The organism is Alicyclobacillus acidoterrestris, from assembly GCF_022674245.1.
GTDB lineage: Bacteria > Bacillota > Bacilli > Alicyclobacillales > Alicyclobacillaceae > Alicyclobacillus > Alicyclobacillus acidoterrestris.
This window is the reverse complement of sequence record NZ_CP080467.1, coordinates 2,150,819-2,163,535: the sequence shown is the minus strand read 5'-3', so window position 1 is coordinate 2,163,535 and position 12,717 is coordinate 2,150,819. Positions and strand designations below refer to the sequence as shown.

14 protein-coding genes are annotated in these 12,717 nt (G+C 54.3%); all 14 read right to left on the bottom strand.

The window, feature by feature from the left end:
• Nucleotides 1-58: 58 nt before the first annotated feature.
• Nucleotides 59-1,027 (bottom strand): prephenate dehydratase, encoded by a 969-nt coding sequence (locus K1I37_RS10250; protein ID WP_021296431.1) that lies wholly within the window; start codon nucleotides 1,025-1,027, stop codon nucleotides 59-61.
• Between the two features lie 230 nt (nucleotides 1,028-1,257).
• Nucleotides 1,258-2,529, bottom strand: coding sequence for a M50 family metallopeptidase (locus K1I37_RS10245; protein ID WP_021296432.1), 1,272 nt, complete (start codon nucleotides 2,527-2,529; stop codon nucleotides 1,258-1,260).
• Between the two features lie 83 nt (nucleotides 2,530-2,612).
• Nucleotides 2,613-3,767, bottom strand: a complete 1,155-nt coding sequence (locus K1I37_RS10240) for a 1-deoxy-D-xylulose-5-phosphate reductoisomerase (protein ID WP_021296433.1) — start codon at nucleotides 3,765-3,767, stop codon at nucleotides 2,613-2,615.
• A 58-nt stretch (nucleotides 3,768-3,825) separates the two neighbouring features.
• Nucleotides 3,826-4,623: a phosphatidate cytidylyltransferase gene (locus K1I37_RS10235; protein ID WP_021296434.1), complete on the bottom strand. Its 798-nt coding sequence runs from the start codon at nucleotides 4,621-4,623 to the stop codon at nucleotides 3,826-3,828.
• Between the two features lie 7 nt (nucleotides 4,624-4,630).
• Entirely contained in the window at nucleotides 4,631-5,404 is a 774-nt protein-coding gene (locus K1I37_RS10230; RefSeq protein WP_031218594.1) for an undecaprenyl pyrophosphate synthase, read from the bottom strand.
• Nucleotides 5,405-5,427: 23 nt separating this feature from the next.
• On the bottom strand, nucleotides 5,428-5,985 hold the full coding sequence (gene frr / locus K1I37_RS10225; protein ID WP_021296436.1) for a ribosome recycling factor: 558 nt from the start codon (nucleotides 5,983-5,985) through the stop codon (nucleotides 5,428-5,430).
• Nucleotides 5,978-6,712, bottom strand: a complete 735-nt coding sequence (pyrH, locus tag K1I37_RS10220; RefSeq protein WP_021296437.1) for a UMP kinase — start codon at nucleotides 6,710-6,712, stop codon at nucleotides 5,978-5,980. Before pyrH ends, frr begins: the two co-directional genes overlap by 8 nt.
• A 76-nt stretch (nucleotides 6,713-6,788) precedes the next feature.
• Nucleotides 6,789-7,442, bottom strand: a complete 654-nt coding sequence (gene tsf, locus K1I37_RS10215; RefSeq protein ID WP_021296438.1) for a translation elongation factor Ts — start codon at nucleotides 7,440-7,442, stop codon at nucleotides 6,789-6,791.
• Nucleotides 7,443-7,551: 109 nt separating this feature from the next.
• Entirely contained in the window at nucleotides 7,552-8,265 is a 714-nt protein-coding gene (gene rpsB, locus K1I37_RS10210; RefSeq protein ID WP_021296439.1) for a 30S ribosomal protein S2, read from the bottom strand.
• A 166-nt stretch (nucleotides 8,266-8,431) separates the two neighbouring features.
• Nucleotides 8,432-9,064, bottom strand: coding sequence for a hypothetical protein (locus K1I37_RS10205; protein ID WP_021296440.1), 633 nt, complete (start codon nucleotides 9,062-9,064; stop codon nucleotides 8,432-8,434).
• Nucleotides 9,065-9,084: 20 nt separating this feature from the next.
• Nucleotides 9,085-9,573, bottom strand: coding sequence for a chemotaxis protein CheD (locus tag K1I37_RS10200; protein ID WP_021296441.1), 489 nt, complete (start codon nucleotides 9,571-9,573; stop codon nucleotides 9,085-9,087).
• Complete coding sequence (locus K1I37_RS10195; RefSeq protein WP_021296442.1) at nucleotides 9,566-10,186, bottom strand: chemotaxis protein CheC; 621 nt, start codon at nucleotides 10,184-10,186, stop codon at nucleotides 9,566-9,568. Before K1I37_RS10195 ends, K1I37_RS10200 begins: the two co-directional genes overlap by 8 nt.
• Entirely contained in the window at nucleotides 10,183-10,656 is a 474-nt protein-coding gene (locus tag K1I37_RS10190; RefSeq protein WP_021296443.1) for a chemotaxis protein CheW, read from the bottom strand. Before K1I37_RS10190 ends, K1I37_RS10195 begins: the two co-directional genes overlap by 4 nt.
• A 16-nt stretch (nucleotides 10,657-10,672) precedes the next feature.
• Nucleotides 10,673-12,706 carry a chemotaxis protein CheA gene (locus tag K1I37_RS10185; protein ID WP_021296444.1) on the bottom strand — a complete coding sequence of 678 codons (2,034 nt, stop codon included), beginning with the start codon at nucleotides 12,704-12,706 and terminating at the stop codon, nucleotides 10,673-10,675.
• Nucleotides 12,707-12,717 lie beyond the last annotated feature (11 nt).

Below are 12,717 nucleotides of genomic sequence, written 5' to 3'. Positions count from 1 at the left end.
TGCAGAAAAAAACACGTCCGTGCGACTTCACTGCACGGACGTGTTTTTTCAGAAACAGTTATTGCACTTGATATATTGGATAGCTGCCCAATTGGACGATACGCACGCCGTTGTCCGCCAACTGCCTCGTGACCGGGCTCAGGTAGGTCGTTATCTCCGCGACGTTCATTTGCGGTGGAAAAGACACGTCCAAATAAAACACGTAATTTCCCAACTGATCTCCCACCGGACGCGACTCCACACGCCCCAAATTTAAACCAGCTTGCGCAAAAGGCGAAAGCGCCCCGACAAGGCCACCCGGGCAATGCGCAACGCCATGCAGGCACAGTGAGACGACATACTCGGTGTACGTCCACTCCGGCGCAAGCGCCCACTCACCCGGTACTGAGAGCTTCAGAAGGTCGCCTTTTGCCTCCGCCGCGCGGCCAACCGGCGCGACCAACGCAAAGCGCGTCGCATTCCCCGGCTGGTCTTCAATGGGATCATCCGACGCAATCAGTCCGTAGCGCTCCGCCGCGCGGCGACCTGCGATGGCAACAGCCGATGTTTGCGCCGCTCCGTCACGCCCCGCCTCCTTTGCGACATATTGGACCGCCTCAGCTGTACTATTCGTCGCAACCGGCAGTGCATTTGGGAACATCTGCGTCAGGTGATGCTGGCACTGCGCAAGCGCCTGTGGATGTGAATAGACTGTGACCACGTCATCGAACGAAGTCCCACTTGGATAAATGGCGTAGTGGTGAATGGGCAGCGTCAGCGCAGCCAGAATCGACAATGATTGCGTCGTCACACCATCTGCAGCCGATTTCATCAGCGTGTCCCACGTCTGTGCGACTGCACCTTGAATGCTGTTTTCAATCGGAACACAGGCTAGCCCCTCACCCGCCACCGCATCGAGTGTCCGGTCAATGACCGTCGGAATGGTTGGGCAGGCGGTAACGGTTGCGCTCGGTAACATTGCGTCACGAAGTCGCAACGCGGCATCATGGCTATGTGTCCCTTCCGGACCAAGATAAAATAATTCCACAATATATCCTCCCGGCTGATGATGACCACTCTACACAGCAGGCCACGTTTTTATGATTATACCGCTGCAAGCTGTAAAAGACGACCAAATTGAAAACGCCCGCCAGATACCTGCATCATCTAGTCGGCAGCTTCGCGTTGCGAATCCAACCAAACGATACAGGTATCTAGCGGGCGTCCAGGGCAACGTTCCGTCTTTAGGCATCCAAAACGAAACAGTCCTTATCTCCCTTAAAACAAATGCGTCACGTCGCGGTACGTGATGGCCACCGCAAACAGCATCAGAATCGCAAAGCCGACAAAGTGGACAAAGCCCTCTTTTTGCGGATCGACCTTGCGCCCACGGACGAGCTCGATAATCATAAACAACAATCTACCACCATCGAGCGCCGGAATGGGAATCAAGTTGAACAAACCCAAGTTTAAGCTGAGCACGCCGGCAATCATCACCACATTCCAAAACCCAACTTTTGCCTGTTGGGTGATGACGTCAGCAATCCCCACTGGACCAGACAACGCGGAAAACTGATGATGCGATATCAGTTGACCGTACGCTTGTACCGTCAGCCCCGTGTCGCGAACCATCTGCACAAAACCGGCCGGAACCGCACGCAGCGGATTGTGCGTGACCGCTGACTCAATTCCGATAATCGCGCCGCCATTTTCCACCTTCGGCGTCACCTGGACGGTTTCTGGCTGCCCCGCACGCGATACAACGAGTTCAAGCGGCTTAAGCTTCCCGCGATCCGCTGCGTAACTCGACTGAATCGAAGAAGCCACATCATCCCAACTGTGGATAGAATGGTGATTGACTTCCACGATTTGATCTCCCGCTCTTAGCCCCGCAGCCTGCGCAGGCGTACCCGGCTCCACTTGACCGATGGTCGTCGTCGCGATGCCAATACAAACGTTGACGATAGAGAATAACACGCCAGCCAACAGAAAGTTCATCACCGGTCCAGCCAGAATCACCGCAGCGCGCTTCCAGAGGGGTTTTCCGAGCATTTGCTCATGCCGCTCCACCAGGGGAATCGAAGAACGCTTGTTCAGCATCACGCGCGCGTACGGTTTTACCTGAAACGTGCGAACGCCTTGTGCTGTATCAATCGCCATCTCCATCGCATCGGTTAAATCGACGCGACGAACCGTGCCAACATAACCCTGCTTCAGGTCCTTGGGATCTCCCAAACGGATAATCCGCAACTCGTCGTCCAATTCATACGCGACGCGCTGCCCAATCGGAAACCACGTCTCCTGCGGTGCTTCACCAGCCATTTGCACAAATCCACCAAGCGGAAGCAGTCGGATGGAATATTCCGTTCCACCACGGTTCCATTTTACAAGCTTTGGTCCGAAGCCAATGCTAAACACCGGAACCGCAATACCACTCTTCTTGGCCACGTAAAAATGTCCAAACTCGTGCAGTGTCACACAGACAAGAAATACACAGATGATGGCGATGGCCGCCCTCACATAGAACTCCAAATTCGAAATGATAGGCAACTGTACATCCGCCTCTCCTCACGTGGTCTCCGACAAGGTAAAGGTACTTTCTGCACATGCCGCCTCACGCTACTACGTCGTTGTTATGCCCCGTATGCTACACGCCGCGCGTAGTCCCGCGCCTGCCTATCCATCGCCAGGACCTCTTCCAACGACTGTGCGGTACCTGGCGCCATCGCCTCCAGTGTCCCTTCCACCAACTCGGGAATTTGGGTAAACGCAATTTTCTCTTGAAGAAACGCTTCAACGGCAATTTCGTTCGCAGCGTTCATCACGCACGGCGCGAGGCCACCTGCTCGTCCCGCCTCAATTGCCAGGCGTAACGCCGGGAAACGTTCCATGTCAGGCTCAGCAAACGACAGTTGATTGTACTGTGCGAAGTCGAGTCGCGGCCACGGCAATTTGACGCGCTCTGGATACGTCAGTGCATACTGAATCGGTAATCGCATGTCGTGGGTCGCCAATTGTGCCATCACGGAGCCATCCGCATACTCCACCATCGAGTGAACAATACTTTCCGGATGTACGAGCACCTTGATCTTATCATATGGTGCATTGAACAAATGATGCGCTTCGATGACTTCAAGTCCTTTGTTCATCATCGTCGCAGAGTCGATGGTGATCTTTTGCCCCATGCTCCAGTTCGGATGACGAAGCGCATCAGCCACCATCACATGCTCCAGTTGCTCCTTCGAGAACGTTCGAAACGGTCCACCCGACGCAGTGAGTATCCACCGTTCCACCTCGTCCGGGCGGCCAGCCACCATACATTGGAACAGCGCACAATGCTCGCTATCGACCGGAATCACTTCGGCACCGGACGCACGAGCGGCTTCCATAATGAAACTCCCCGCCGCTACGAGACACTCCTTGTTGGCCAACGCCAAACGCGCCTTGCGGCGGACTGCCTCCAGCGCCGGACGAATGCCGCGCGCCCCCATCACGGCATTGACCACCACGTCTGTCGGATGTGCGGCACACGCCGCCAAGCCTTCGTCACCGACCAGCACTTCCGGCTTGGAAGCACCCGAGAGCTTTAACATCAACTCATCTCGCGCCGCCTCATCAGCCACGCTGACCAATTCTGGCTGGAATCGTTTCACCTGTTCTGCCAAAACCGACATATTTCGACCAGCGACAAGCACGCTGACACGCACTTCGCCACCCAGGGCGTCGACGACTTCCAGCGTTCGCGTTCCAATCGCCCCTGTCGAACCAAGCACCGCTACGGTTTTCATCTGTCAGGGTCACCTCTCAATTTGGCCTAGAGTGCGCACCGCTCCACCACTGTACGGCCTAATGAAACCAGCCATGGACGCCGTGCACAATGATCCAAAACGCAAACGGAGAAGCAAACAACAGACTGTCGATCCGGTCGAGCATACCTCCATGTCCTGGAAGCAACTTACCAGAGTCTTTGACGTTTGCCGCCCGTTTATACGCGCTTTCAATCAAATCGCCGAATTGACCAAATACGGAAATCACTGCGCCAAGCAATGCGTAAATCCACAAAGCGTATGTAGGATAGGCAATCGCGCCAAATATGACGGCACCTATCGCCCCACCAAAAATTCCGCCCACAGAACCACTGATGGTCTTTTTCGGACTGATTTCTGGCAATAACTTGGGGCCCTTGACGAACCTTCCGACGAAATACGCTGCGGTGTCGGTCATCCAAACGGCTATCAACAACAGCCACAGCCAGAACCAACCCATAGGCATCGCCCGAAGCTCGCTTAAAGAATAGCCCCCGACGGCGATATACAACGCCCCAAATGTATGTACGGCCATCGATTGTACATGCACGCGGTTCAAACTGAAGACGGGCACCGCGATGACAATCGCGACCACGAGAAAGAGTACAGCCGGCTGATAAAAAAAACGTGGGAACCACTCTATCAAACTGACGAGTAGTACCCCATATAGTGTCAATGGACCGAACCATTTTGCTCTGTGCATGGTGGTAAATTCAACGACGCCAGCTACAGTGGCCAGCCACGCCAAGGCCCGCCATGCAGTTGGATTGCCGATGACCAACACCGCCAATACCACGAGTCCCGCCACGGTTGCTGTGATTACGCGTGTCTTAAGCATGCGACACCTACTCTACATCTCCATATCGACGTTTGCGCCCACCGAAATCGAGGATTGCTTGATATAAGTCGTCCTTCCGAAAATCCGGCCAAAGCACGTCTGTAAACCACAACTCAGCGTAAGCCGCTTGCCAAATCAAGAAATTGCTCAAGCGAATCTCACCACTCGTACGGATGACAAGGTCCAGTGGAGGTAACCCAGCCGTGTCCAAATACGACTCGAACCGCTCCTCCGTCAAATCTTCCACGCCAAGGTCGCCCTTCGCCACCGCTTGAGCGAACCGGGACATCGCGGACATGAGTTCGGCACGCCCACCGTAATTCAGGGCAAAGTTCACCGTCATCCCTGTATTTTCAGCCGTTCGCTCCAACGAATTGCGTACCGTCTCCTGCGTGTAAGGAGGGAGTGCAGACGTATCTCCCATAAACCGAACACGCACACCGCGGCTCACCAGTTCATCGATTTCCGAGCGGAAAAATTGCTCAGGCAAATGCATCAAATACTCGACTTCAGGCATCGGCCGTTTCCAGTTTTCAGTAGAGAAAGCATATAACGTAACGCACTCAATCCCAAAATCGTCACACGCACGAATGACCTCGCGCATCGCAATCATTCCCGCTCGATGGCCGGCCATTCTCGGCAGGCCTCGCTTGCGGGCCCACCGTCCATTGCCGTCCATGATAATGCCAACGTGACGAGGCTTGATCTTGAGCGGTGGATGCTCGACTGTCGTTGCACTGGCTCGTTGTCCACGTCCCCAACCTTTGAACAAGTCTCGCATCCTCCTCAGTCGACATAATTACCTTATACTTGCGTAACGTCTTTCTCCTTATCTTCCAACAAACTGTCAACCTGTGCAATGGATTTATCTGTTACTTGCTGAATTTTATCCATTAGCCGCCGTGCCTCATCTTCGGTGATCTCACCATTTTTCTCTGCTTTCTTCAACTCGTCATTGCCATCGCGGCGAATGTTGCGAATGGACACGCGCGCTTCTTCCGCGAGCTTCCGCACCTGTTTCACCAGTTCCTGGCGGCGTTCCTCCGTCAAAGCCGGAATCACCAATCGAATCACGCTGCCGTCATTGGATGGATTCAAACCGAGATCTGACTTTTGAATCGCTTTCTCGATTTCCCCCAACATAGATTTTTCCCAAGGCGAAATCACGAGTTGTCGAGGTTCTGGCGAGGTCACACTCCCCACCTGATTCACCGGCATTTGAGCCCCGTAATACTCGACCATCACTTTATCCAGCATAGCTGGGGTTGCGCGACCCGCACGCACGGAAGCAAACTCGCGTCGCAAGTTTTGTAACGCCTTTTCCATACGCTCTTGAACGTTCTGAATGACTGCTTCACTCATGGGAAACACCCTTTCCAACAATGGTACCAATCGTTTCGCCCAGTACAGCGCGCCGAATATTCCCTTCCTCACCCAGCGCAAAGACAATCAATGGAATATCGTTGTCCATACACAGAGAGGCAGCGGTCGAATCCATGACGCCAAGCCCCTCATTCAGCACCTGCATGAATCCTATTTCATCATATTTCTTAGCGGATGGATCTTTCTGCGGGTCTGCCGTGTACACGCCATCCACGCCGTTTTTCGCCATTAAAATGACTTCCGCTTCGATTTCCGCTGCGCGCAGTGCAGCAGTGGTATCCGTCGAGAAAAACGGATTGCCTGTACCGCCGGCAAAAATGACCACGCGCCCCTTTTCCAAATGACGAATTGCACGTCGTCGAATATACGGCTCGGCGACCTGTGACATTTCGACGGACGTCTGAACCCGTGTATCAACACCGATTTTCTCCAAGGCATCCTGCAGGGCTAACGCATTCAATACCGTCGCGAGCATCCCCATATAGTCGGCCGTCGCTCGGTCCATGCCGCGTGCACTGCCAGAAATACCCCGCCAGATGTTCCCGGCGCCAACCACAATTGCAATCTGGACATCTAGCAGAGCGACATCCTGGATTTGGCGGGCAATGTCGTCAATGGTGACTGGGTCTATACCGTACCCCGCGTCTCCCGCAAGCGCTTCTCCGCTCAGCTTCAAAATCACACGATGATATTTCGGTGTCGTCAAGGCCTTCCCTCCGTCTCCTGAATCGTAGCGCGAACGCTAGAGGAGGGAACACAAGTGTGTTCCCTCGCCATTCGTATTAACCGCGAACTTGCGCCATCACTTCGTCAACAAAATTGTTTTCGGCCTTTTCAATTCCTTCACCAACCACGTAGCGTGCGAAACGGCGAATCGAAATGTTTTCTCCGATGGTCGCAATTTTTTCGCGCAGTAACGTCTCAACCGTCTTATCCGGATCTTTGACAAATTCCTGCTCCAACAAACAGATATCCTTGAAGAACTTGTCGATGCGGCCTTCGACGATCTTATCGACAATGTGTTCTGGCTTGCCTTCGTTCAAGGTTTGAGCACGCAGAATTTCGCGTTCTTTTTCCACCACGTCCGAAGGAACGTCTTCGCGGCGAACATATTGCGGGCTCGCAGCGGCAATGTGCATCGCGACGTCCTTCACGAACGCGCGAAAATCTTCATTCTTTGCAACGAAGTCCGTCTCACAGTTGACTTCGACGAGAACGCCAATGCGTCCACCTGCGTGGATATAGGCTTCCACCAAACCTTCTGCCGCAACGCGACCAGCCTTTTTCGCCGCAGACGCGAGACCGCGTTCACGAAGGACTTCTGTTGCGCGCTCGATGTCACCCTCCGCCTCGGTCAACGCTTTTTTGCAATCCATCATGCCAGCGCCCGTCTTCTCGCGGAGTTCCTTCACCATTGCTGCCGTAATTTCTGCCATTTGCACACATCCTCCTTATGTAGTCGCATCCAAATCGTCGAATGGGAAACGCAATTTACACAAAAAAGGTGACGAGAGCTTCACGCACCCGCCACCTCCCCATCACAATTTACGCAGTGGTTTCTTCTTCACTTTCGCTTTGACCCTGCGCACCCTCGAGAACGGCGTCGGCCATTTTCCCTGTCAGCAACCGCACAGCGCGAATCGCGTCGTCGTTGCCAGGAATCACATAATCGATTTCGTCTGGGTCACAGTTGGTATCGACAATTGCAACGATAGGAATACCGAGCTTGTGCGCTTCGGCAACCGCAATCCGTTCCTTGCGCGGGTCGATGATGAACATCGCGCCTGGCATCTTGGTCATACCCTTAATGCCGCCAAGGAACTTCTCCAGTCGTTCCATTTCTTTTTTGAGCAGAATAACTTCTTTCTTTGGAAGGACGTCAAACGTGCCGTCTTCCTGCATACGCTCCAACTGTTGCAAGCGGCGAATCCGCTTTTGAATCGTATTGAAGTTCGTGAGCGTACCGCCCAACCAACGTTGATTCACGTAAAACATCCCGGAACGTTCCGCTTCTTCGCGAACAGCTTCCTGAGCCTGTTTCTTCGTACCGACGAAGAGAATCGATTCACCAGACGCTGCCAATTCGCGAACAAAGTTGTATGCTTCCTCAACCTTGCGAACCGTCTTCTGCAGGTCAATAATGTAGATACCGTTGCGCTCCGTAAAGATGTACCGCGCCATCTTTGGGTTCCAGCGACGCGTCTGGTGTCCAAAATGAACACCGGCTTCAAGCAATTGCTTCATCGAGATAATTGCCACAATGTTTCCTCCTTTAAGTTTGGCCTCCGAGCAACTCATTCCATTCACCAACTTGGTATCCCAAGCACCAGGCGAATCGTCATTACTCGTGTGAACTCCACGTTTGTGGGCCATTACACCGCACACTAATATAGCATAAGCTGTTACAACAGGCAACAAATCTCCATCACAAATCTGCAGATGGTCGATTTTGAACCGGGATCGACATAATCTCTCGAACGTAATCCACGGCTTCAGGCTGCACATTCAGCTCTGACGCGATCTCCGCTTCTGAACGACCGGCCTCGAGCATGTCCAAAATGACATAGTATAAGTCGTCGCGCACCCCATCGCCAACCGGCGTGGGCGTTTCTCGAACATCCGCTTGTGCAATCGTTTGTGACGCCTTTGACGACACGGCGCCATCATCTTTGACGCCTACATCATCGGCTGTCGACTGAACGGGTTCTTGGGCGATCGGCCGCGCTGGCGACGTCATGGACAGAAAGGGTTTAAGCAACCGCTCAAGCGACTGCTGCGACGCCTCCAGCTTGTCCAGACGAGCCTCAATCGCCCTGGTTCGCTCATCAAACTCTTGATACATGTCTTTGAGCACTCGAATCGCTTCATCCGTCGCTGGGTCTACTGGCGACGACACGCGCGCCATCGGTTTTGCATTCTGCACCGGCCCCAGTTGCGCGCCAGCGCACAGCCACTTGAAAACGCCAAGAAAACCGCCGTACTTCTTCCAGCCGCCAGAAACGATGTACAATACAAAAATTAGAACAATGCACACGATGGCAAGAATCGCTGTGGTCATGAATTCGTCTCACCTATCCATCAAATTTGACGCTGTTCACCCTTCGCCGTGCGGATAAAAAACACGCGCGACGGCAATTCGAAGCGAACAGTTCTACCATAGTGACCACCGACATCTTGTGCAACCACCGGAATATGTAATTCATGTAGCAATTCCGTTGCCGCCTGCAAATTCCGGTCCCCAATTCGCAGTGCCTCTGTCTGCAGGTTGCGAAACATCTGCGCGCCTCCAGCCAATTTCGCCTTGATATGCGGGCGCTGTGCACCAATGCGCACCAATTCGTCAAACAACCAAGGAATGGCAGTGTCTGCGTATTTTTGCGGATGTATAGGATTCGGTTTCGGCGCAGTCGGCAACATGATGTGAACCATTCCAGCCACGTCTCGTCTGTCGTCGTACAAGACCAACCCGACACAAGACCCCAGGCCAGCAGTCACAATCTGCCCGGGGCCATACAGGACCGCGCCTTCCGCGATACCAATTCGAAGTTGTTGCTCCACTTCACTCATGCAAAGCCGCCCTTCGTAGCACTCGAAGGAGCGTCTGCATGCCTTCCGCATCCGGCAACAAGAAAAAGTGGCCGTGAATCGCAGACTGTCCCTGCGCCAACGTCGAACTAATCAATATCGCCTCGTTGTCCTCGTACCCCGTCAACATCAGACCCACGTCGAGCACCGCAGCAGCCATGTCAATGGCCACGGACGGCACCGATTGGTTCAACTGAATGTTACACAGGTCACTAATGGCCGTCACGTAGGCGCCCGTCAGAATGTTTCCTACTTCAGCTATCGCCGACAAATCGAGGTCGGAGTAGTCCTCCCTCGGCGCCTGTACCGGCAATAACTGATCTAACAGGCGGTCAGCCGTATCCAGCGTGAACAAGACAAACATATTGCCGGAAATCTGGCCATCAATCCGGATGAATACCGCCGCCACAATGGCTTCGGGTCCGCCCACGACATCCACGATGTCGGCAAAAGGGCACACCCGAGCAGCGGTAACAGACATCGTAATGCGGCCTTGTAACAGTACCGACAACGCTGTCGCGGCGTGCCCCGCCCCGATGTTGCCGAACTCACACAGGGCGTCCGCCGTTACCTCATCCAGTTTTAGGCCACTCATCCGCGAACCTGCTTTTCTACCTCGTGAAGTTGCGCCACCTCGACGTCAGAAAGGATACGTTCCAAGTTGAGAACCACCATCAGCCGTTCGCCAACGCGGGCCACGCCATCCAAATAAACCGCCTGTAGTCCACCCACAACCGCAGGTGCCGGTTCAACGGCCGCCTCGTCGATCGAGACCACATCCTCAACCGCATCGACAATCAACCCGACCGTCATCTCGTCGACCTCGACGACGACAATGCGACGAGCGTCATCCCCTACTTCACTCTGACCTCGCAGGCCAACGCGTTCCCGAAGGTCAATCACCGGCGTGACGGTTCCTCGCAAATTCGCCACGCCCTTTATGTAACTCAGCGTACGAGGCACTGGCGAAATATCGAGCATGCGCTCGACAGACATCACTTGCTCCACTCTCGCACCATACAACTCATCGCCAATTCTCATCGTCACACACTGTAATTCGGCCATTTATCCCAACTCCTTTTTAGGCACCCAATTGAAAGACTTGGTGCAAATCGACAATTAATGCGACATGACCATCTCCGAGAATGGTCGCGCCGGAAAACACCTTGACGCCTTCCAGATATTTGCCTAAAGGTTTGTTGACGACTTCCAATTCGTCGATCACGTCATCAACCACCAGCGCCACATAACGCTTCCCCTCTCGGCAAATGACCGTCTGCCAAACGTCTTCCGTCGTCGTCTTCGACGAGAAGAAATACGCGCCCAAATCAATCATTGGCACGACACCTTCGCGAAAATTGACGACCGGCTGTTCGTGCACGAACTCGACATCCTGCGGCGCAATGCGCGCAACTTCTTCAATCCCACTGGTCGGCAACGCAAACAGCTCGTCCCCGACTCGGACTAACATCGCTTGCAGAATGGTCAGCGTCAGCGGCAATTCAATGAGAAATGTACTCCCTTGACCAGGAACCGATTCAATCCGGATAGTGCCGCCCAACGACTCGACTTTGCCGCGAACTGCGTCAAGCCCTACGCCACGACCCGAAATATCCGAAACCGTTGCGGCTGTACTGAAACCTGAGGCAAACAGCAAGTCGTAGACTTGCGCATCGGACATCGCCGGGGCCTTGGCCGGATCGACAATGCCCTTCTTGATAGCTGAAGCGAGTACTTTATCGCGATCGATCCCGCGACCATCGTCACTCACTTCCAAATACACGTGGCCGCCAGAAGCATACGCGGCCAAACGAATGACACCCTTGCGCGGCTTCCCCCGTTGTTCGCGGTCAGCAGGCGACTCCAGGCCGTGATCAGCGGCATTGCGCAACAGGTGAACCAACGCCTCACCCATCTCATCCATAACCGTCCGATCCATTTCGGTCTCAAGTCCCGTCATCTCAAAGTCGAACTCGCGGTCAAGCGTCTTTTGCAAATCCCGCATCATCCGCGGGAAGCGTTGGAACAGCGACTCGACAGGCATCATCCGCATGCTCATGACACCATCCTGCAGCGAATCGGACAACCTAGCAATCTGTTCGCTGACTTCGCGCAGTTCAGGATTTTCACTCGCCCTCGCCAACAACTCCAACCGAGTTCTCGCGATGACCAACTCGCTCAAGACGTTCATAAACTCGTCAATACGACTAACCGGCACGCGCAGCGTCTGTTCACGATGGCGAGGTGCAGCCTGTTTGCCGCCGGACGCAGGTGCGGGTGCAGAGGCAGAGGCAGCAGGCGCTTGTTCAGACGAAGCCTGCTCGACTGGTTTGGCAGCCGACGCTACCGGGGTTGGTGTGGTGGCTTGTGCAGCGGTTTTCAGGTCGGAAAGTTGTACGATGTCAACCTGAGCAACCTCCGCGATGTCGGCCACTGCTGCGCGCAGGGCGTCGAACGTGCCATTGTGCAAAACGACCGCCAATTCTGCGGCGCCAGTGAACGATCCCTCTTCGAGTACCGGAACATCCGGACTGGTCGCGAGACATTCGCCGAACGGTTCAAGTGCCCGCATGACCATCACCATCCGCACACCTCTCATGACACAATCCGCAGTCAGTTCAACGCGGACGACCGCCACCTGGTTCCCTTCAGCTTGCAGGGACTCGAGCATGGCAATCATCTCTGGCGCAAATGAGGCATTTTCCGCGGCAGACGCTACCGCACTCGCCGCGACTTCATTTTGCGCACGGGCCAAAGCGTCCAGCACCGTCTGATGGTCTATCCCCTCTTCGCCCGCACCATTGCGAATCGCTTCGACGTGCTCTGTCAATCCGTCAATGGCCTGGAACAGGACGTCGACGATAGAACTGTCAAAACGCTCTGGATGCTGGCGAAAATACCCCAGCGCATCCTCCATATGGTGGGTCAAATCGGCCATTTTCTGAAATCCCATGGTCGCACTCATGCCCTTGAGCGTGTGCGCCGCTCGAAACATCGCCGCAAACGTGTCATCGTCTGCGCCCTGTTGCTCCAGCACGAGACACAGTTCACTTAAAACATTTAAATTTTCATCTGTCTCTGCTAGAAATGCGTCAAGATAATCCGCCGTGTCCAAATCATCGACCT